Annotated in this window: 22 protein-coding genes; 20 read left to right on the forward strand and 2 right to left on the reverse strand. The window is 35.8% G+C overall.

Features of this window, described 5'->3' with window-relative positions; all coding sequences use genetic code 11:
- Positions 1–3: 3 nt before the first annotated feature.
- From AC0ONG_RS06965 to AC0ONG_RS06990, 6 genes are all read left to right on the forward strand, one after another.
- A complete protein-coding gene (locus AC0ONG_RS06965; protein WP_001143485.1) occupies positions 4–582 on the forward strand; it encodes a flagellar hook assembly protein FlgD in 579 nt (192 codons plus the stop codon).
- Between the two features lie 16 nt (positions 583–598).
- Complete coding sequence (locus AC0ONG_RS06970) at positions 599–1,822, forward strand: flagellar hook protein FlgE (protein ID WP_000588324.1); 1,224 nt, start codon at positions 599–601, stop codon at positions 1,820–1,822.
- A gap of 49 nt (positions 1,823–1,871) precedes the next feature.
- The gene (locus tag AC0ONG_RS06975; protein ID WP_000198167.1) at positions 1,872–2,207 is read left to right on the forward strand and encodes a DUF3964 family protein; all 336 of its coding nucleotides are present in this window, start codon (positions 1,872–1,874) and stop codon (positions 2,205–2,207) included.
- Between the two features lie 298 nt (positions 2,208–2,505).
- On the forward strand, positions 2,506–2,991 hold the full coding sequence (locus AC0ONG_RS06980; protein WP_016077903.1) for a hypothetical protein: 486 nt from the start codon (positions 2,506–2,508) through the stop codon (positions 2,989–2,991).
- Positions 2,992–3,114: 123 nt separating this feature from the next.
- Positions 3,115–4,023, forward strand: a complete 909-nt coding sequence (locus tag AC0ONG_RS06985; protein ID WP_000075943.1) for a chemotaxis protein — start codon at positions 3,115–3,117, stop codon at positions 4,021–4,023.
- A 740-nt stretch (positions 4,024–4,763) separates the two neighbouring features.
- A complete protein-coding gene (locus tag AC0ONG_RS06990; RefSeq protein WP_136997003.1) occupies positions 4,764–5,711 on the forward strand; it encodes a DNA-binding domain-containing protein in 948 nt (315 codons plus the stop codon).
- 95 nt (positions 5,712–5,806) lie between these two features.
- On the opposite strand, the gene AC0ONG_RS06995 is transcribed toward AC0ONG_RS06990, so the two are convergent.
- On the reverse strand, positions 5,807–6,607 hold the full coding sequence (locus AC0ONG_RS06995) for a flagellin N-terminal helical domain-containing protein (RefSeq protein ID WP_136996991.1): 801 nt from the start codon (positions 6,605–6,607) through the stop codon (positions 5,807–5,809).
- A gap of 256 nt (positions 6,608–6,863) precedes the next feature.
- Positions 6,864–7,985 (reverse strand): flagellin N-terminal helical domain-containing protein, encoded by a 1,122-nt coding sequence (locus tag AC0ONG_RS07000; protein WP_016077900.1) that lies wholly within the window; start codon positions 7,983–7,985, stop codon positions 6,864–6,866.
- A 257-nt stretch (positions 7,986–8,242) separates the two neighbouring features.
- Between AC0ONG_RS07000 and AC0ONG_RS07005 the strand changes: the two genes are divergently transcribed.
- From AC0ONG_RS07005 to AC0ONG_RS07070, 14 genes are all read left to right on the forward strand, one after another.
- A complete protein-coding gene (locus AC0ONG_RS07005) occupies positions 8,243–9,028 on the forward strand; it encodes a lytic transglycosylase domain-containing protein (protein ID WP_136996989.1) in 786 nt (261 codons plus the stop codon).
- Positions 9,029–9,088: 60 nt separating this feature from the next.
- Entirely contained in the window at positions 9,089–9,313 is a 225-nt protein-coding gene (locus AC0ONG_RS07010; RefSeq protein ID WP_000775712.1) for a flagellar motor switch protein FliN, read from the forward strand.
- A gap of 14 nt (positions 9,314–9,327) precedes the next feature.
- A complete protein-coding gene (fliM, locus tag AC0ONG_RS07015) occupies positions 9,328–10,314 on the forward strand; it encodes a flagellar motor switch protein FliM (RefSeq protein WP_000012361.1) in 987 nt (328 codons plus the stop codon).
- Between the two features lie 10 nt (positions 10,315–10,324).
- Positions 10,325–10,684, forward strand: a complete 360-nt coding sequence (fliN, locus tag AC0ONG_RS07020) for a flagellar motor switch protein FliN (RefSeq protein WP_000680010.1) — start codon at positions 10,325–10,327, stop codon at positions 10,682–10,684.
- 12 nt (positions 10,685–10,696) lie between these two features.
- On the forward strand, positions 10,697–11,017 hold the full coding sequence (locus tag AC0ONG_RS07025; RefSeq protein WP_000121178.1) for a hypothetical protein: 321 nt from the start codon (positions 10,697–10,699) through the stop codon (positions 11,015–11,017).
- The gene (locus AC0ONG_RS07030) at positions 11,014–11,772 is read left to right on the forward strand and encodes a flagellar type III secretion system pore protein FliP (RefSeq protein WP_001220582.1); all 759 of its coding nucleotides are present in this window, start codon (positions 11,014–11,016) and stop codon (positions 11,770–11,772) included. The genes AC0ONG_RS07025 and AC0ONG_RS07030 overlap by 4 nt, the downstream gene beginning before the upstream one ends.
- A 33-nt stretch (positions 11,773–11,805) precedes the next feature.
- Positions 11,806–12,081 (forward strand): flagellar biosynthetic protein FliQ, encoded by a 276-nt coding sequence (locus tag AC0ONG_RS07035; protein ID WP_001098080.1) that lies wholly within the window; start codon positions 11,806–11,808, stop codon positions 12,079–12,081.
- 15 nt (positions 12,082–12,096) lie between these two features.
- Entirely contained in the window at positions 12,097–12,858 is a 762-nt protein-coding gene (locus AC0ONG_RS07040; protein WP_001055718.1) for a flagellar biosynthetic protein FliR, read from the forward strand.
- 10 nt (positions 12,859–12,868) lie between these two features.
- Positions 12,869–13,915: a flagellar type III secretion system protein FlhB gene (gene flhB / locus AC0ONG_RS07045; protein WP_001040120.1), complete on the forward strand. Its 1,047-nt coding sequence runs from the start codon at positions 12,869–12,871 to the stop codon at positions 13,913–13,915.
- 23 nt (positions 13,916–13,938) lie between these two features.
- The gene (gene flhA / locus AC0ONG_RS07050) at positions 13,939–16,005 is read left to right on the forward strand and encodes a flagellar biosynthesis protein FlhA (RefSeq protein WP_016077898.1); all 2,067 of its coding nucleotides are present in this window, start codon (positions 13,939–13,941) and stop codon (positions 16,003–16,005) included.
- A gap of 14 nt (positions 16,006–16,019) precedes the next feature.
- Positions 16,020–17,330 (forward strand): flagellar biosynthesis protein FlhF, encoded by a 1,311-nt coding sequence (flhF, locus tag AC0ONG_RS07055; protein WP_000446178.1) that lies wholly within the window; start codon positions 16,020–16,022, stop codon positions 17,328–17,330.
- 42 nt (positions 17,331–17,372) lie between these two features.
- A complete protein-coding gene (locus tag AC0ONG_RS07060) occupies positions 17,373–18,146 on the forward strand; it encodes a flagellar basal-body rod protein FlgG (protein WP_001013934.1) in 774 nt (257 codons plus the stop codon).
- Positions 18,147–18,315: 169 nt separating this feature from the next.
- Complete coding sequence (locus tag AC0ONG_RS07065; RefSeq protein ID WP_136996987.1) at positions 18,316–19,614, forward strand: NtaA/DmoA family FMN-dependent monooxygenase; 1,299 nt, start codon at positions 18,316–18,318, stop codon at positions 19,612–19,614.
- Between the two features lie 138 nt (positions 19,615–19,752).
- Entirely contained in the window at positions 19,753–20,463 is a 711-nt protein-coding gene (locus AC0ONG_RS07070; protein WP_000844967.1) for an alanyl-tRNA editing protein, read from the forward strand.
- Positions 20,464–20,475 lie beyond the last annotated feature (12 nt).

A 20,475-nucleotide genomic window follows, 5' to 3' on the forward strand; every position in this document is an offset into this window, starting at 1 on the left:
AGCGTGCCAACAGTTGGATTAAATACAACGAGTACAAATCATATTCCGTTACAAACAGGAGCGCAAAAAAGTAATGTACCTGTTAATGGTGTACAATCGCCAGTGCAACAAAGTAATGGAGTTTCTGCAGGAGCGCAAAAGACTCCTGGGGTAATGGGGAAAGATGATTTCCTAAAATTGTTTTTATCAAGTTTCCAACATCAAGATCCATTTAATGCGATGGATATGAATCAAATGATGAATCAGACAGCACAGTTATCTCTTATGGAACAAGTACAGAATATGACGAAAGCAGTAGATAAGCTGCAATCAACGATGTATTCAACAGCACTTGATGGTGGAATGAAGTTTTTAGGTAAATACGTAAGAGGTGTTGACGGTGACGGAAACAAAGTAACCGGTCAAGTAGAAACGGTTCGCCTTGCGGAAAATAACGATGTACAGCTCGTTATTAATAATAAGGTTGTATCTCTTCGTTTCGTTGAGAGAGTGTCTGATAAACCAATTGGGGAAACGAACCCAGAAGACGCAAAGAAAGACGATCAAAAAGTAACTGAAGAAGTAAAAACTACAAATTCATAAGGAGTGTCCATACGTTATGATTAAAGCGTTATATACAAGTATTACAGGAATGAATGCAACACAAAATGCATTAAGTGTAACTTCAAATAATATTGCCAATGCACAAACAGTAGGTTATAAAAAACAAAAAGCAATGTTTGATGATTTACTATATAACAATTCGATTGGTGCAAAAGGTGACGGTAAATACGCAGGAACGAATCCGAAAAGTATTGGTAACGGTGTGAAAATGAGTGGTACGGTTACGGATTATAGTGATGGTACAATTACGTTAACAGGTGGCAAAACACAAGCAGCAATGGAAGGTAATGGTTTCTTCGTTGTAGGTGATTCAAAGGGCGGAAATATGGAATTTACTCGTAAAGGTACGTTTGGGATATCTTCAGATTACTATATTACGAATACTGAAGGTCAATACGTGTTTGCATACCCTGCGAATGAGGCAACTGGTGAGGTTGATTTATCTGGAATTCCAGGACCGTTGCAAATTCCAATGGGAACAGCAATTGGTGGTATTCGAACATCGAAAGGGACAATTAAAGGTAATATTCCAACTGGTGAAAAACAAATCACACAAGATTTACCAGTATATGATAATGCGGGGAATACATGGACAATGCGTGTAGAGTTTAAACAAACAAGTGAACATAATTATACATATAAAGTACAAATGCGCAATGACTCGAAAAAAGAAACAGAGTTTAAAGATGTTCAAGGTGCAGGTGGTAATATGACATTTGATGCTGTTGGAAATCCAAATCCGAAAGAGCAAGGAGCCAATATTCCATTTGATGGCGGCTCTATAAAATTAGACTTAAGTCATTTAACAAATCATCCAACAGATAAAACATTATCAGTAACAGACGTAGATGGTAGAGCAGCAGCGACGGTTAAAGATTGCTTCATTGCTGACGGTGGATATGTAATGGTAAAATATTCTGATGGAAGTATGAAATCAGCTGGTCAATTAGCTGTTGCGATGTTCCCGAACGAAGGCGGACTAATGAAAACAGGTAATGGTAACTATACAGCGACGAATACAACAGGTATTTTAGCACTTGGTGCATCTGGTCAAAATGGTGCAGGTAAAGTACGCGGTGGTGCACAAGAAGGTGCAAACGTAGATTTATCTGTAGAGTTCGTTGACTTAATGTTATACCAACGCGGATTCCAAGGAAATGCGAAAGTAATTAAAGTTTCAGATGAAGTATTAAATGAAGTTGTAAACTTAATTCGATAATATATCGCATGGAAAAAATGTAATGGAGTAGAAAGGGTTTTTTATTCGTATGACAAGACAAGAGCGAATTTTACAATTGCCTTTTTTCGAAAATAAACGTGAACTTGCCGAGCAAGTATTAAAAATAGAACGAGAAGAGCATGTATATTTACCAGATCAATTTGAAATTAAGCAAGTGCCTCCGTATTCATTTGGCGAAAAACAAGCAATCATTGGCCGTATCCATGAGTTTTATTTCATAAGTGTTGGTAGCGATAGCGTTTGGAAGTATCAACTGTTTAAGGATGAGATGAAGTGTCGTGAGTTTTTTGTTATGTTGCCAAATATTACGGATCAGCAAATAGCGTTTTGGTTTAATAACATAGAGTTATTGAAAAGTTCTTAAAAAAGATCTTAAAAGCTCTTTTTAGGGTTGACGAGAGGACCCAGCGTTGTTTTGGAGCGGTTAGTGCCTAATAGGGACTCGACTGGTGTGTAAGGACAGAGGTATGAAGAGTTACTAGGGTAGTATAAGAAGAGGTAAGCAAGATAAACAGTTATGATCCAGAAGAGCTCCTAGTTGTAAGAATAGAGCTATGGAGGCGTACTGAGATAGTTGGAGATGAGATAATCATCTCATAGTAGGCCAGTGCCTTCTGGATAGTATGTGATGATAGATTTTTATAAAAGGAGAGGTGAGGAGGATGGCGCAAAATAAGTATCGCGTTACATTCATTTCGCCGAGTGAGGTTGAGCAGCGGACTGTAATGGCGGCGAATAGTTTGCCAGATTTAATCCGTAAAGTAGAGAGTGTTATTGCCGATCCAAACGGTTATTTTGTGAATGATAAAAAAAATAATTGCTATTTTAAAGTGATTAAAGAAAATGTTACGTTTATTCAATATGAGTTACTATTTTCGGATAAGGAAATTCATATTGAAAAATTAAAACATATAGCACCGGTGGTATTAAAACGATTATTCGAAAAAATAAATGACCCGGAATTATATGCACTCGCGCTACTTGATGTTGATATAGCAACGAAAGAATATGTGCTAGCAGAAATGAATTCTGAGCTGAGAATAAGAGTAGAGACGGAGCTTTCGAAAAAATGGGAAGCAATGCCGACGGAAATTGTAGGAGCACAAGAAGTGTTATTAGAGGCACTTGCTTCGTTTATACAAGATTAATTGTTTTTTAATAAAATGAATCGTTCGACTATCTATATTTTTTATATAGGTAGTTGACTTTTTCGCTTTTATAAAGCTTAATAATTAGATATACGGAATTAATGGAAGGGGAGCGACACCTTTATGTCACAAGCACAAAGTATTTTATTAGAAAGCGGAACAAATGAATTAGAGATTGTTACGTACACTGTTGGTGAAAACCTATTTAGTATTAATGTAATGAAAGTACGTGAAATCATTAATCCATTCCCTGTTACAACTGTGCCAGAATCTCATCATGCAGTTGAAGGTGTTGTTCAAGTACGCGGTGAAATTTTACCTGTTATTAACTTGGCAATGGCTCTTAATTTAAAGTCAACAAAGCCGCTTGATCAAACGAAATTTATCATCTCAGAATTAAACCAAATGAAAGTTATTTTCCGCGTTGATGAAGTGCATCGTATTCAACGTATTTCGTGGGAACAAATTGATGAACCAGCTTCATTATCTATGGGACTAGAAGAAACGACATCTGGTATTGTAAAACTAGATGGAAAAATCATCTTGCTATTAGATTATGAAAAAATTGTATGTGAAATTAGCGGTACTGGTTATGACAATAAATCAATTGCAGGGTTAGAACAAAAAACAGACCGAGCTGAAAAAGTAATTTATATTGCAGAAGATTCAGCGATGCTTCGCCAAATATTAGAAGAAACATTATCATCAGCTGGATATACGAAAATGAACTTCTTCAGCAATGGTGCAGAAGCGTTAGCGCAAATTGAAAAATTAGCGAAAGAGCAAGGCGAGAAAATGTTTGAACATATTCACTTGCTAATTACGGATATTGAAATGCCAAAAATGGATGGACATCATTTAACGAAAGTGGTTAAGGATAGTGAAGTAATGAATCGTTTACCAGTTATTATTTTCTCTTCATTAATTACAAATGAATTATTCCATAAAGGTGAAGCTGTAGGAGCAAATGCTCAAGTAAGTAAGCCAGATATTCAAGAGCTAATTGGTTTAGTTGATAAGTTAGTGCTTTAAAAGCTTCTTTTTAGCCGGAATAGAAGCTCTAGCCAAGTGTTGAGCGATCGTGCTTAATAGAGCCCTATGCGATGTTGAGACCAGAAATATAGAGTGGTTATAGGTAAGTAGAAGAGCTGGTGTATAACATTTTTCTATTTAGTAGGAATAGAGGAACTACTTATGTAAGGAAGTTTTCAGTGATTAATAGAGTCTCATGCGATGTGAGTTCAGAGGTATGAAGTAGTTTTAGGTAAGAAGAAGTGAGACTTCGATTGAGGATTGGAAGACTGGGTTTATAACTCTATTCTGTTAGACAGAGGAAGGAATTAGCCATGTGTAAGCATTGGTTAGTTCCTTTTTAGTATTCTATACTTTAAACAGGCAAAAAAATGAAAGGTTTCTTGGGTGTTTGACGCTGTATATGTGAATAATCTTTATTTAGAGATTTTTGATTTAAAAATATAAGCGAGCGTATTTTCGGGATTATTTTAGTAACATTTCGTGGTAACGCAAATTTTTTCGGTGAAAAAATATTCAAAATACCATATAATATAATTAAATGTAATTAATATGCAATTTTACATATTAATAAAAAAACATTTTCCAAATTTTTATACTTTCTATACATTTTTGTATGTTAATTATTTGACAGATAATTTCGAACTGTTATAATATGGATATGTAAAAATTGCTATTTTCTTAAAAGACATGGGAGTCAGATGAGAATTGTGAAAGGATGAGGGGGAGTGGCACAGATTATGTATCACCACACAGCAATTAATGTATTAGGTCTTTTACAAAACATGTCAAATAATAAAATGAACGATATGCAACTAGAGGTGGAATTAAAAAAAATAGAAAAAGAATTCCAAGTAAAGTATGAAGAATTAGTTGATTTACATAATAGAATGGTATTATTTCAAATAGATATAGAAAAAAATGGCGGGATGCGAGCGTACGAAAAATCAGCAATTACATGGCTGAAATCTGAACTAGAGCTACTGTATGAAGTGTATCAATTTTGTCAGCGTCACGGTTTAAACATTTTAAATATTTCAAAATACGTAAGTAAAAATGAACTAAATCTTTTTCCGAAAACAGAAAGTCAATTGCAAAATACGTATTATAAATTGAAAAAACGTGAAATACCGTTTGAAAATATTGAAAAACAAAAACCAGGACGAAAGCGAAAATATATACCAGTAAAAGAGACAATCGTTGCAAGAAAACAAGAAAACGAGTACGAATTAAAAGAAGAAATCCAGCATAAAGAGGATGAAAAAAATCTTGTAACAGTTATATCTGGTATCGTTGATAACTTTGAAACAATTAATCAATGTAGTGAAAGGAAAGAAGACGAACTACATCAGTTTATGGAAGGTATTTATAAGCTTTCTAGCATGGCAGCAGGGCGTTCTAGAGAAGCAAAGAATACACGTAGTCTAGAAGGTGAATTGCAGTCGTTACAACTGGAAAATGAAAGGCTAAAACGAGAGAAAGAAGAGCTTGTACAAGATATTAAAGGTATGACGCAGCTTTTAATTCATTTCATTACAAGTTCTGATATTGATCAAATACGTAAATTACCAACTTTCGTACAAGATTGTAAAATGGAATTACATAAACTAGGTCTATATAATGCACAAGACGGTAAAATGAAAATTATGGTTGACCGTAGTGGACAAGTTATGACGGTAACACAGTAATAAAATTTGGGTACAAAATAAAAGGGAGATACATAGTTTATATGTATTTCCCTTTTGTTTTGTATGGAATCGTTCCAAAGATGGAAGATGAATTTTTACGATTGTAGTAACTTAGAAACCATTTGCGGAATTTGATTCGCTTGTGAAACCATACTAAGTGCAACTTCAGTTAACAATTTAAACTTTAAAAAATCGCTCATTTCCTGCGCCATATCCGCATCTTCAATTCGAGATGCAGTATCTGTTAACGCCATACTTTGGCTATTTAAATTTTCAATATTGAACTGTAAACGATTTATCATAGAGCCAAGGTCGGCACGATGAAGTGATACATTTTGTAAAGCCTCTTCAATTTTACGAATTGCAGCTCTTGCTTCTTGTTCTGTTGAAATCTTGATGTCATGTTGTGTAGGGGAAGGGGGAATATGTTTCGTCATATTTATTGTATGACCGATATCGTCTAATGTAACTGGGCGGTTTTGACCGTCAAATACGGATAAATCATTAAACTCAGTCGTCTCGCCAATATAGCCAATTTGTTCTGTTAAAGACTGAAACTCTTTATTCAGTGAATCACGGTTTTTATTTGAATTTGTACCGTTTGCGGATTGAACGGCTAAATCACGCATACGCTGTAAAATATTTGTCACAGTTTGAAGGGCAGCTTCGGCTGTGCGAAGCATCGATATCGCATCCTCATTATTACGAATCGCCACGCGCATACCACTTGCTCTCGCATACATACGAGTCACAATCGCAACATTCGCTGGATTATCAGAAGCATGATTCAACTTCTTACCGGTCGCCAAATGCTCCATTGCCACATTCATACGTTTTTCATTCTCGTATAGCGATTGCCTAGCGTTCATACTCAAAAAATTCGTACCAATACGCATAATAGACACTCCTTATTGATTCATATATGGTCTTAAAGCCAATAAACAGCTATAAAAAGAAAAAGGAACTTTATGCTTATCTTCTAGTTGTGTTTTAACATGAGAAGGGATAGAGATAGGCACTGACCGCTTCTACGCCACGCGGATGCTCTCTCCTACCTAAAAAAGAAAGATCTTACAAATAATTCATCTATATAGAAAAAAATAAACCTCTCCGCAAGCAGAGAGGTTTATTCAGGAAACTAACTCAAATGGCTTATTGTAATAATTTAGAAACCATTTGTGGAGTTTGGTTTGCTTGAGAAAGCATGCTGATACCAGCTTCGTTCAAGATTTTGAACTTAGTCATTTCAGACATTTCTTTCGCCATGTCAGCGTCTTCGATTTGAGAAGCAGCTGAAGCCATAGAAGAAGATTGGCTCTTTAGGTTATTTACGTTAAAGTCAAGACGGTTTAATGTAGCACCTAGAGTTGCACGGTTAGAAGCGATTGTTTCTAATGCAGCATCAATTGATTTGATTGCGCCAGAAGCGTTTGGTGCAGATTTTGTAATATCACCTGCAGTAGGTTCAGTATAAGCAGTTCCGATTGCCGCAGCCGCTGTATGTGTACCATCAAAAGCAGTCATTTTGTCTGTAATACCTTCGATTGCCTTGTCAGACAGTAAGTTTTTATCAACGTTATTAAATGCTGTTTTAAACGCATCAACCGCTTTGTCAATAGTAGCTTGATCAGATTTATCATCTAATTTAGCTAAGTCAGCTTTAGCTGTTTTTAAAGCATCAAGGGTTGCTTTATTGTCAGTAAGGTCTTTTGCTGTAATAGTGATTGTTTTATCAGTAGTTCCTGCAATTGATAATGTATCAATATTTAAAGCTTTAGTAGATGAATCAGCTAGATTGATATTGATTTGTTTAGCTGTATCAGCGTTATCTAGAGTTTGAATAGCAATAGATTTGTTATCACCATTTAATAATTTCTTATCGTTAAACTCTGTGTTTTTAGAAATGTAATCGATTTGTTCTTTTAATGCAGAAAATTCTTTATCTAATGCTTTTTGGTTATCGCCAGTGTTCGTACCGTTCGCAGATTGGTTAGCGATGTCACGCATACGAAGTAAGATGTTAGATACAGAGTTTAAAGCTGAGTCAGCTGTACGGATTAAAGACATACCGTCTTGTGTGTTGTTAGCTGCAACACCTAATCCGCTTTCACGTGCACGCATACGAGTTGCGATTGCAAGACCTGCTGCATCGTCAGAAGCGTTGTTGATACGTTTACCGCTTGATAAACGGTCCATAGCGTTGCTCATTTTAGCTTGGTTTTGGCGCATGTACTCTTGAGTACGCATGCTGTTAATGTTTGTATTAATTCTCATGTTAAGAAACCCCCATTTTTTTATATTGACTTTTCTGCAAATTGAAAAACGGTAATATGCGAAAAAATCAATTTCGAGATTTATTGTAATCCTTGCTACAACGGGTGTCAACTAAAAATTCGAATTAATAAATATAAAAAAATAACAGTTTAACAATATATTCATTTTTTTATTACATAATTATTAAAAGGATTATTGCAAACTTTAAAAAAAAACTCTAATATTAGATTATCTTTGTTTACCGAAAAGGTGATATTATGATAATTGGAAATATAGTAAAAGAAGTGCTTGCATATAAGAAAGGACAAATTCAGCAAAAGCTAAGTAGTCCACAAGCATTTGTTAGTAGTCGTTTTCAAGAGAAGTTGCAGAGTGAGCCTGCGAAGGAGACGAAAGAAACTACGCAGCCGGCAAAAGTAGAAGATATGAGTCAGCCGGTACAATCTACGAAAATAGAAGCGGTTGTTAATAAACCCGTAGAAACTATTAATAAAGTAGAGGAAGCGAGTAAGCCTGAAGAAAAGGCTGAAACGAAGAAAGCAGATGAAGTGCAAGTTGCGCAAAAAGAGTTTGAACGACGTTTCCCAGAAACGAAAAATAAGGCTGCTGATACGTGGGAATTAACGAAGAAGTATAATATTCAAAAAATACGTTCTTCCAATGAAGGGAAGTATGAGGATATTATTGATCGCACTAGCCGTACATATGGAATTCCAAAAACGTTAATTCAAAAAATGATTGAAGTAGAGTCTAATTTTAATCCGAAAACGGTGTCACATGCCGGTGCGATGGGTCTTATGCAGCTTATGCCAGCGAATGTGAAGGAGATGGGTGTGAAGAATCCCTTTTCACCAGCTGAAAGTATTGAAGGTGGCGTGAAAGAGTTAAGCGGTTATTTAAAGAAAAATAACGGCGACTTAGTATTGGCACTTGCTTCTTATAATGCTGGTCCTGGCAATGTGAGAAAGTACGGAGGCGTACCGCCATTTAAAGAAACGCAAGGATATATTAAAAAAATATTAAATATCGACGTTTCAAAATAAGAAGTTTCATATAGAGAGAACATGAAATTTTCGTGAACATGATATGGGAGTTGGCTAGATTTGAAATTACAAGATGATATTCCGTTAACAATTTATTTTGAAATCGGAAATACGAAAAAGAAAATTGAAGATCTGCTTCATATTACGAAAGGTACATTGTATCGTCTTGAAAATTCAACGAAAAATACGGTGCGTCTTATGCTTGAGAATGAAGAGATTGGAACCGGAAAGATTTTGACGAAGAATGGGAAGATGTACGTTGAAATCGTTGAATTGAAAAGGTAGGGAAGGGGATTGTCATGAGTGGCGAAAAATTAAGCCAAGAGCAAATTGATGCCCTGCTGAAGGCGGTAAATGAAGGCGAGGAAATGCCAGCTTTCGCACAAGAAGCAGGAAAGCAAGAGAAATTTCAAGAGTATGATTTTAATAGACCAGAGAAGTTCGGTGTTGAGCATTTACGTAGTTTGCAAGCGATTGCTTCTACGTTTGGAAAACAGACGTCACAGACGTTATCAGCGCGTATGCGTATTCCAATTGAACTAGAGCCTTCAACAGTTGAGCAAGTTCCATTTACGAGTGAGTATGTGGAGAAAATGCCGAAAGATTATTATTTATATTGCGTAATTGATCTCGGTTTACCAGAGCTTGGAGAAATTGTTATTGAGATTGATTTAGCATTCGTTATTTATATTCATGAATGTTGGCTTGGCGGAGATAGTAAGCGTAACTTTACGATGCGCAGACCGTTAACAGCATTTGAGTTTTTAACGCTTGATAATATATTCTTGCTTCTTTGTAAAAATTTGGAGCAATCATTCGAAAGTGTTGTTGCGATTGAACCGAAATTTGTAACGACGGAAACAGATCCGAATGCACTAAAGATTACGACAGCGAGCGATATCATTTCATTACTTAATGTAAATATGAAAACAGATTTTTGGAATACGACGGTGCGTATCGGGATTCCGTTCTTATCTGTTGAAGAAATTATGGATAAGTTAACGTCTGAAAATATTGTCGAACATTCTTCGGATAAACGTAGGAAGTATACGTCTGAAGTGGAAGTGAAAGTAAATCAAGTGTACAAACCTGTTCACGTTGCGATTGGTGAGCAGAAAATGACAATGAGTGAGATTGAACAAATTGAAGAAGGCGATATTATTCCGCTTCATACGAAAGTTTCGGATGAATTACTTGGTTATGTAGATGGAAAGCATAAATTTAATTGTTTTATTGGAAAAGATGGAACGCGTAAGGCGCTCCTATTTAAAAGTTTTGTAGAGTAGGAGGATCCATATGAAGCATGAAGTATCTCCTGTGTCATTAATGGGATTAGAAGATTTTGCAGGAAAGCGAAATGAAGCAGGCAAAGCACATATCGATACTGTTTCAGATATTTCGATTGAACTTGGTGTAAAGCTTGGAAAGTCATCTATTACGCTTGGTGATGTAAAGCAGTTAAAAGTTGGCGATGTTCTTGAAGTAGAGAAAAACTTAGGACATAAAGTAGATGTGTATTTAAGTAATATGAAAGTCGGCATCGGTGAAGCAATCGTAATGGACGAGAAATTCGGTATTATCATTTCTGAAATTGAAGCTGACAAGAAACAAGCGGCGCTTATGAAAGCGCAAAGTCAAATGCAAGATAAAGAGTAGAGGAGGAGTCATATGTCGTATATGACGACCTTATTTCAAGTCGTTTTACTGTTTGGTGCGCTCGGTTACGGTGCATATTATATGACAAAAAAGACGCGCAAACAGCAGTTTTTTAAGCAGGGTGAAAATGGCCATATTCAAGTAAAAGACGGCGTGTATTTAAATCATCAAACGAGTGCCTTTTTATTTGAAGTGGACGGAAAGCAAGTGTTCACTGTTATTAGTAATAACGGTGTGCAGTCTGTGCAATTAACCGGAACAGGAAATCAGTTTCAACAAGCACTAGAAGACGCGGTGAAGACTGAAACGAAAAAAGTAGAGGATCCATCATGAGAATAAAGAAACAGTTATCATTATTAGCCGTTATTTTCGTATTTTCTATCGTTTTTTCAATTATTTTTGTAAATCCAGCGTATGCGGCCCCGAACGGTTTTATTAATTTCGAAAATGGAAAAGAGTTTACGAGTAATTCAAGTGTACAACTATTTGCGCTCGTTACCCTTTTATCATTATCTTCTTCTATCGTTCTATTATTTACACATTTTACTTATTTTATGATCGTTCTTGGGATTACACGTCAAGGACTTGGGGTAATGAATTTACCACCAAACCAAGTGCTTGTTGGACTTGCATTATTTTTATCACTCTTTACGATGCAGCCTGTACTCGGGCAACTGAAGAGCGATGTGTGGGATCCGATGACGAAAGAGAAAATAACAGTAAGCCAAGCTGCGGAAACGACAGCTCCTATTATGAAAGAATATATGTCAAAGCATACGTATAAGCATGATTTGAAAATGATGCTGAAAGTACGCGGAGAAGAGTTGCCGAAAGATTTGAAAGATCTTTCCTTATTTACACTTGTACCATCCTTTACGTTAACGCAAATTCAAAAAGGTTTACTAACAGGGATGTTCATTTATTTAGCGTTTGTATTTATAGATTTGATTATTAGTACACTTTTAATGTACCTCGGGATGATGATGGTACCGCCGATGATTTTAAGTTTACCGTTTAAAATACTCGTTTTCGTATATTTAGGTGGATATACAAAAATTGTCGATATTATGTTTAAGACGGTCGCCTGAAGCGTTTGATGCTATGTGATAGGAGTCATATAAATGAATACGTCACCAATTATAGATATTTTCCAAACCTTTTTTTATAAAGGGGTTATGATTTTAATGCCGATTGCCGTTGTAAGTCTGATTGTCGTTATTATTATCGCGGTTATTATGGCAATGATGCAAATTCAAGAGCAAACGCTGACGTTTTTACCGAAAATGGCGAGTATTGTGCTCGTTATTATCATTTTAGGTCCGTGGATGTTCCAAGAGTTAACGATGCTTATTTTAGATTTATTTGATAAAATCCCATCGCTATTGCGTTCGTACTAAGATAGGTGAACTGAAATGAATATGGAATTATGGGCGGCGACGTTTTTTGCGTTTTGTCGCATTACTTCATTTTTATATTTTTTACCGTTTTTCTCAGGCCGATCCATTCCAGCAATGGCGAAGGTTACAGTTGGACTTGCTCTTTCAATTACAGTGGCCGATCAAGTGGATGTCTCTCACATCAAGACAGTTTGGGACGTTGCAGCTTATGCAGGAACGCAAATTGTAATTGGATTATCACTTTCAAAAATTGTAGAAATGCTGTGGAACATTCCGAAAATGGCAGGGCATATTTTAGACTTTGATATTGGTTTATCACAAGCAAGTTTGTTTGATGTAAATGCAGGCTCACAGTCTACTTTACTATCAACCATTTTTGATATATTTTTTCTCATTATTTTTATTTCACTTGGCGGCATTAACTATTTCGTTGCCACTATTTTAAAGTCGTTTCAATATACAGAGGCGATTTCAAAATTGTTGACGACTAGTTTTTTAGATAGTCTACTCGCAACGTTATTATTTGCGATCACATCAGCGGTTGAAATTGCTCTGCCGCTTATGGGAAGTTTATTCATCATTAATTTTGTTCTAATTTTAATTGCAAAAAACGCTCCGCAATTAAACGTTTTTATGAATGCATACGTAATTAAAATTACATGTGGTATTTTGTTTATTGCGATGAGTGTACCGATGCTCGGTTATGTGTTTAAAAATATGACGGATGTATTACTTGAAGAATATACGAAACTATTTAACTTTTTCTTAACGAAGTAGGGGGACGCGCATGGCAAAGGATAATAAAACAGAAAAGGCCACCCCGCAGAAGCGTAAAAAATCGCGTGAAGAAGGGAATATTGCCCGGAGTAAAGATTTAAATAATTTATTTTCCATTCTCGTATTAGCAGTTGTCGTTTATTTCTTCGGAGATTGGCTAGGTTATGAGATTGCAAATTCCGTAGCGGTGCTGTTTGATCAAATTGGAAAAAATACAGATTCAACCGAGTATTTTTATTTAATGGGGATTTTATTACTGAAAGTATCGGCTCCGATATTAATACTCGTATATGCTTTTCATTTATTCAATTATATGATTCAAGTCGGCTTCCTATTTTCTTCTAAAGTCATTAAACCGAAAGCGTCACGTATTAATCCGAAAAACTATTTTACGAGATTGTTTAGTCGTAAAAGTTTAGTAGATATTTTGAAATCACTGTTTTACATGGGATTAATCGGTTACGTTTCGTACGTTCTCTTTAAAAAGAATTTAGAGAAGATTGTTAGTATGATTGGATTTAACTGGACAGCGTCACTTACTGAAATTATTAGCCAAATTAAATTTATCTTTTTAGCCATTTTAATTATTTTAATCATTCTTTCTATTATTGATTTCATTTATCAAAAATGGGAGTACGAACAAGATATTAAGATGAAAAAAGAAGAAGTAAAAAGGGAGCATAAAGATAATGAAGGGGACCCGCAAGTAAAAGGGAAACGAAAAAACTTTATGCATGCGATCTTGCAAGGAACAATTGCGAAGAAGATGGATGGCGCAACGTTTATTGTAAACAACCCGACTCATATTTCGGTTGTACTTCGTTACAATAAACACGTTGATGCAGCACCAATTGTCGTTGCAAAAGGGGAAGATGAGCTCGCATTATATATACGAACGCTTGCCCGTGAACAAGAAATACCAATGGTGGAAAACCGTCCGCTTGCTCGTTCTTTATATTATCAAGTCGAGGAAGATGAGACGATTCCAGAAGATTTATACGTAGCTGTAATTGAAGTTATGCGCTATTTAATTCAGACGAACGAACTTGAAGTGTAATAGCGCGTTTGGAGGAGATCTCTTTGTTTAAGATAGAGTCTGCAAGAACCTATTTTTCTATCTTTTTAGCAGCGTCATTCGTAGTGGCGCTCTTAATTCCACTTCCACCATTTATACTTGATATCATTATCGTTTTTCTACTAAGTATGTCAGTGCTTATTTATATGCGAGCGACAAGTATTAACGAGTGGGATGAATTAAAGTCATTTCCAACGATGTTGTTATTAATCGGGATTTTCCGCGTATCGATTAACGTTTCGACGACGCGAGCGATTTTGACAGATGGAAATGCAGGTCATGTTATTGAAGAGTTCGGCCAGTTCGTAATTGGCGGAAACTTATTAATTGGTATCGTTATTTTTACAGTATTAATCATATTCCAGTTTATCGTTGCAAACGGTGCATCTCGTACAGCTGAAGTAGCAGCTCGTTTTACACTTGATTCTTTACCGGGGAAACAAATGTCTATCGATGCTGATTTAAACCAGCGTATTATTTCAGAAAAAGATGCACAGGCAAAACGAAAAAAATTAAATATGGAAACAGAGTTTTACGGGGCGATGGATGGTGCCGGAAAGTTCATTAAAGGGGACGTTATTTTCGGGATTGTCATTTTATTCGTAAACATTATTTTCGGTTTAATTGTCGGCATGATGCAGCAAGGAATGAGCTTTGCAGATGCAGCTCTTCATTATACACAGTTAACTGTCGGTGACGGAATCGTAAACCAAATCGGTTCATTAATGCTTGCAATTTCAACAGGTATTATCGTAACGCGTGTATTTGACGGCTCACCGGATACAGTAACAGAAGGTATCTTTAAAGAGTTATTAGCGCATGAAGTCGTTGTATATGCACTAGGTGGTTTATTTATCTCAATGGGTATTTTTACTCCGCTACCGTTTCTACCATTCGCACTCGTTGGTGGAACGATTATCTTCTTAGGCATTCGTAATAAAAATCGAATAAAGAAAGAAAAAGAAGACGAGCTTCAAAAAGAATTAGAAATGATTCAAGGCGAAGATGAGCAACTGCAACAAGTGGAAGATTCATTCGGAGTATTTACGGATAAATATCCGATTATTGTAGAACTCGGTTTAGATTTAGCAGCACTTGTAAAGCAGAAAATTAACGGGGAAACAGCTCGTGATAAAGTTGTTCTTATGCGGAAGTCGATTATTACTGACCTTGGTATTAACGTTCCTGGAATTAACTTTAAAGATAATACGAGCTTTAGACCACGCGGACGTTACATTATTCGAATTAAAGGTGCTAAGGCGGCTGAAGGTGTTTTAAAATCAGGTTATTTATTAGCACTGAAAACACCGAACGTAATGGCTGATTTAGATGCAGAGCCAGCTAAAGATCCAATTTTCGGTGAAGATGGATATTGGATTTTAGAGCATATGGTGCAAGATGCACAAATGAAAGGCTATCAAGTGTTAGAGCCACTTAGCATATTAATTACACATTTAGATGTTGTCGTTAGACGTAATCTTCATGAATTAATTCAGCGTCAACATGTAAAAGACTTAATTAACTCGCTTGAAAATGATAATGGCGTTCTATTAGAAGAGATTAAGAAGAAAGAAATTGATTTATCACTCGTTCAAAATGTTATTAAACAACTTCTAAAAGAAGGTATTTCTATTCGTGATTTACCAACAATTATTGAAGGTATTATTGACGGCAAAGAAATTTATCAAAACCACGTTGACGGTGTGACATCATTTGTTCGTGAATGTATTTCAAAAGTTATTTGTGAAAATGCGAAAAATCCGGACGGAAAAATATATGCAGCGCTCTTCTCTGATTCAATTGAGTTAGATGCGGATGTTGTGAATAATTCATATCAAGGTTACTTATTAAACTGGGATTTAGATTTAGAAACACGTGTCGTTGAGCAAGTGCAGCGCGTCTTTAAGCAAGCACGTTTAATGGGAAGAGAACCAGTGTTATTAACACGTAGAAAAGATTTTAGATTTGCGATCGTAAGACTGCTAGAACGTTATCAAGTGGAAGCACAAGTACTTTGTATTAGCGAATTAGCACCAGAAATTGTTGTGGATCAAATTGCCTATATTGAATAGTAGGGGGTGAAGTAATGGAAAGTACAGAAAAGAAAGAAGCGTTAATGCGAATAAAAGCAGCTTCGAAAAATGAATTGTATCGAAAGTTATTTGACCAATATGGTACAGATTATTATTACGTTGTCGATGAAAGTGTAAAACGAAATATACCGTTTTTCTGGAAAAAGGATTATGAAATGTTAGTTGCTTTTCCAGAAGAAAAACAGGAAGAAGTGAATGAAGGTACAGCTCAATTTCATGAACAGTTAATGGATGTTGTGAATGATCCTTCAGAACAAATTGTGAAGGCGAATGGAATTCAATCAGTACTGCACAATTTAGAAAACGTAACGACTTCTATGTCATACGCGGCAATGCAAACAGGAAATAGTGAAGAATGGGCAAGAAAAAAAGAGAAACTATTAAAGCTGTTCGAAAAAGGAATTGTCGTTGTGAAACCGACGAAAGAAGCGGAAGTAACGAAAAAGAAAAAAGTTGTGAAACAAGTCGTTCAGGTAAAGAAAGAAGAAGTAGCTCCAAAGAAAGAAAATCAAGAATCTGTACCGTTTATTATTCAAAAAGTAATTCGGATGCTAGAACAAAACGATGTAGAACAATATTTCATTTATGCATATGCTGAAAAGTTAAAAATAAAGTTTGAAAATGCAACGATGATTACAGAAGAAGAAGTTATCAGGTACATATTGGAAGATATGAAATCTCATTTTAATACGGAAAACGTCTTTGAAAAAGAAGTACAAACAATCGCATTAATCGGTCCAACTGGCGTTGGTAAAACGACGACACTCGCGAAAATGGCATGGCAATTTCACGGTAAGAACAAAACAGTTGGTTTTATAACGACAGATCATTCTCGCATAGGGACAGTGCAGCAATTGCAAGATAACGTAAAGACAATTGGATCGGAAGTAATTGCTGTGCGTGATGAGGCTGCAATGACAAGAGCGCTTACGTACTTTAAAGAAGAAGCACGCGTCGATTATATTTTAATTGATACAGCCGGAAAAAATTATCGTACGTCAGAAACAGTGGAAGAAATGATTGAAACGATGGGACAAGTAGAACCAGATTATATTTGTTTAACGTTATCAGCTTCGATGAAAAGTAAAGATATGATTGAAATCATTACAAACTTTAAAGATATTCATATAGATGGTATTGTGTTTACAAAATTTGATGAAACAGCAAGTAGTGGTGAATTGTTGAAAATTCCAGCAGTATCATCAGCTCCTATTGTATTAATGACAGACGGACAAGATATAAAGAAAAATATACATATCGCTACAGCTGAACATTTAGCGAAACAAATGTTACAAACATCGTAGAAAAGAGGTGAAGAATAAGGCGCTTGCCTTATTCAAACGAGTATGAACGGTCTTTATATAGGTTCTATGGGTATGATGAATTACATGCAGCGTATTAATGTTCATTCGAATAACGTTGCAAATGCTCAAACGACAGGATTTAAAGCAGAAAATATGACGTCTAAAGTATTTGATGTACAAGACACATATCGCCGAGGAGATGGGGCGGTAACAAATATCGGTTCGGTCGATTACGCTGTAGTACCAGCTGCAACACATGTGAATTTAGTACAAGGAAATATACAAATGACAAATAGTGCTACAGATTTCTTTTTAGATGACGGCGCGGCCGGCACAACATCATTTTTCGTTACTTCTAAAAATGATGAAACGTTTTTAACGAGAGATGGTAGTTTCACATTAAATAGTGATCGTTATTTACAAACATCTTCAGGTGCTTTCGTAATGGGAGAGAATAATGAGCGTATTCGTATTCCAGAAGGAGCAAAGGTTGCTGTACAAGCAGACGGTACATTATATGATGAAGTAACACAAAATAATATTGCTCGTTTACAAACAAAAACAGTAGATGCCGAAACGAATGCTCGTCTCGTGCAACGTGAAAACAAAAGCTTTACACTAGCAGAAGGAAACATTGCTAATTTACCGAACGGAACAGGAATAGTAAAAAATCATATGCTAGAAAATTCAAATGTTGATATGACGAAAGAGATGGCAGATCTTATGACGGATCAAAAAATGATTCAAGCATCACAGCGTGTTATGACGTCATTTGATAAAATTTATGAAAAAGAAGCGAATGAAATATTGAGATAAAAGACTTCCAAAAGTGGGAGTCTTTTTTGTTATTGCTTTTATTACAGTTACATCATAAAATGATAATGATTATCAATATCATTTTATCTATTTTCATAAGAATAGAATTTCATAATGACAGCAACATTTGTTTAACTAAGTGAATTAAAAATAAGGGGATGGTGTGAAGATGTCTAAAAAGAATCAACTTTGCATTGGATTATGTTTAATTTCTAGAAAGAAAGAACAAGAGAATGAGTTTAATTCCGGAATTGATGAGCAAGTAGAGTTGGCACTACAGGCAGAAAAGGCTAAGTTAGATTTTGTTTTTAAAGCCGATTATTTAGTGGCCCACCCAGATTTAATTGCTAGAAATAAAGGGAATGTAATTTTAGACCCAACATTATTGTTTACTGCTATTGCGTACGCAACTGAAAAAATTGGAGTCGTTACAACCGCTTCAACTTCATTTTATCCACCATATATATTAGCAAGGCAATTACAATCGTTACACTGGATTAGTAACGGCCGAGTAGGGTGGAATATTGTTACATCAATTGACGGTGCTGAAAACTTTGGTGAGGAAGGGATGCCATCATCTGAGGAGAGATATGCGAAAGCAGCAGAATGTACAGAGTTAGTAAGAAAACTTTGGAGGAGTCATCCTTATGAAGTGTTGAAAATAGATAACACTGAAGTTATTAGAGAGATGGCCAAGCCAATTGAACATAGTGGTGAATATTTTGAGGTAAAAGGTCCGCTGAATATCCCACAGCATATATCAGGAGAAATGCCATTATTTCAAGCCGGTGCTTCAGAGTCTGGTCGGAATTTTGCTGCTTCTGTTGCAGATGCAATTTTTGCTGCAACGCCAGATGTAGAGTCAGGTATTGAACTTCGTCAAGATTTAAGAAGAAGAGCAGAACAGCATGGCCGGAAGCAAGATGCTATACGCGTATTACCTGGATTATATTTCTTTATAGGTGATACATATGAAGAGGCGCTAGAAATGCATAGACAAGCTCATCAACATCTCACAAAAGAGAAGAGATATGCGTTACTTGAAATGGTTCTCGGATTAGATGCGAGAGGGATTCCGCTAGAAAGTAAAATTACGGAAGAGATGCTGCCAAGTCGGGATCAAACTGTACGTAGTAAAACACATGCAGAATTATTACGGCATTTCATTATTAAAAATGAACCAACAGTTGAACAAATACTAGAGCGACCAGAAGTTGTTGGATCGGCTCATTGGGTTGCGGTTGGTACACCAAAAGACGTTGCGAAGCAAATTATGGATAGGTTTGAGGCCGGAGCGTTAGATGGATTTATTGCTATTCCAGGAGGATCTCCCAAGTCACTAAATCTATTCTTTAGTGAAGTCATTCCTTTATTTGTGAAGGCGGGAGTATTTAGGGAAGAGTATACAGGTTCTACTTTACGGGAGCATTTGGCGGGAAACATGTTAAATACTTTACAGTTAAAATAAATAATAGCATGTAGAAAAAAGCCTTATTATAAAAGGCTTTTTTTATTTAAAATTAAAAATTCTGAAATATAAGTTGACTGTATGAATATTATTTTTTATATTAGTAGGTATAACTATAACTACTAAAGAGGTGAGAGTATGAAAACGGCATTATATTTAGAAGATGCATACAAAACGAGTTGCGAGACAGAAGTGATAAGAGTGGAAGGGAATAAAGTATTTGTAAAAGAAACAGTTTTTTATCCAACTGGTGGAGGACAGGAATGTGATACGGGTGTCATTGTACAAGATGGGTCTGTATTTGAAGTTGAAAAAGTAAAGAAGGAGCAGGGAGAAATAGTTCACTATATAAAAGATGAAGCTCAAGTAAAATTAGGTCCAGTTAAATTAGAGATTAATTGGGAAAGACGTCATAATTTAATGCGTCATCACTCTTTACTGCATCTTATCGGAGCTGTAGTTTATGAAAAGTATGGAGCTCTATGCACCGGAAATCAAATTTATCCTGATAAAGCACGTATCGATTTTAATGAGTTACAAGAGTTATCGAGCGTGGAAGTAGAAGAAATTGTTGAGGAAGTGAATAAACTTATTAAGCAAAATAAAGAAATTTCCACTCGTTATATGAGCCGCGAAGAAGCAGAAAATGCTGTAGGAATGATTAAAACAGCAATAAATCTCCTGCCAACTACTATCCAAGAAATCCGCATTGTTACAATTGAAAACTTAGACGAACAAGCTTGTGGAGGCACACATGTGAAAAATACGAGTGAAATAGGAACACTTGTTATTGATAAAGTAAAAAGTAAAGGGAAGCAAAATCGCCGTTTTGAAGTAAGAGCGATTTAGATTGTGAGGGGT

This window comes from Bacillus sp. TCT6, assembly GCF_056033845.1.

Excerpts from the sequence above, each read along its gene's own strand:
- AC0ONG_RS06970 (WP_000588324.1), top strand. The coding sequence starts at position 599 with ATGATTAAAGCGTTATATACAAGTATTACAGGAATGAATGCAACACAA.
- AC0ONG_RS06975 (WP_000198167.1), top strand. The coding sequence starts at position 1,872 with ATGACAAGACAAGAGCGAATTTTACAATTGCCTTTTTTCGAAAATAAA.
- AC0ONG_RS06980 (WP_016077903.1), top strand. The coding sequence starts at position 2,506 with ATGGCGCAAAATAAGTATCGCGTTACATTCATTTCGCCGAGTGAGGTT.
- AC0ONG_RS06985 (WP_000075943.1), top strand. The coding sequence starts at position 3,115 with ATGTCACAAGCACAAAGTATTTTATTAGAAAGCGGAACAAATGAATTA.
- AC0ONG_RS06990 (WP_136997003.1), top strand. The coding sequence starts at position 4,764 with ATGTATCACCACACAGCAATTAATGTATTAGGTCTTTTACAAAACATG.
- AC0ONG_RS06995 (WP_136996991.1), bottom strand. The coding sequence starts at position 6,607 with ATGCGTATTGGTACGAATTTTTTGAGTATGAACGCTAGGCAATCGCTA.
- AC0ONG_RS07000 (WP_016077900.1), bottom strand. The coding sequence starts at position 7,985 with ATGAGAATTAATACAAACATTAACAGCATGCGTACTCAAGAGTACATG.
- AC0ONG_RS07005 (WP_136996989.1), top strand. The coding sequence starts at position 8,243 with ATGATAATTGGAAATATAGTAAAAGAAGTGCTTGCATATAAGAAAGGA.
- fliM (WP_000012361.1), top strand. The coding sequence starts at position 9,328 with ATGAGTGGCGAAAAATTAAGCCAAGAGCAAATTGATGCCCTGCTGAAG.
- fliN (WP_000680010.1), top strand. The coding sequence starts at position 10,325 with ATGAAGCATGAAGTATCTCCTGTGTCATTAATGGGATTAGAAGATTTT.
- AC0ONG_RS07025 (WP_000121178.1), top strand. The coding sequence starts at position 10,697 with ATGTCGTATATGACGACCTTATTTCAAGTCGTTTTACTGTTTGGTGCG.
- AC0ONG_RS07030 (WP_001220582.1), top strand. The coding sequence starts at position 11,014 with ATGAGAATAAAGAAACAGTTATCATTATTAGCCGTTATTTTCGTATTT.
- AC0ONG_RS07035 (WP_001098080.1), top strand. The coding sequence starts at position 11,806 with ATGAATACGTCACCAATTATAGATATTTTCCAAACCTTTTTTTATAAA.
- AC0ONG_RS07040 (WP_001055718.1), top strand. The coding sequence starts at position 12,097 with ATGAATATGGAATTATGGGCGGCGACGTTTTTTGCGTTTTGTCGCATT.
- flhB (WP_001040120.1), top strand. The coding sequence starts at position 12,869 with ATGGCAAAGGATAATAAAACAGAAAAGGCCACCCCGCAGAAGCGTAAA.
- flhF (WP_000446178.1), top strand. The coding sequence starts at position 16,020 with ATGGAAAGTACAGAAAAGAAAGAAGCGTTAATGCGAATAAAAGCAGCT.
- AC0ONG_RS07060 (WP_001013934.1), top strand. The coding sequence starts at position 17,373 with ATGAACGGTCTTTATATAGGTTCTATGGGTATGATGAATTACATGCAG.
- AC0ONG_RS07065 (WP_136996987.1), top strand. The coding sequence starts at position 18,316 with ATGTCTAAAAAGAATCAACTTTGCATTGGATTATGTTTAATTTCTAGA.
- AC0ONG_RS07070 (WP_000844967.1), top strand. The coding sequence starts at position 19,753 with ATGAAAACGGCATTATATTTAGAAGATGCATACAAAACGAGTTGCGAG.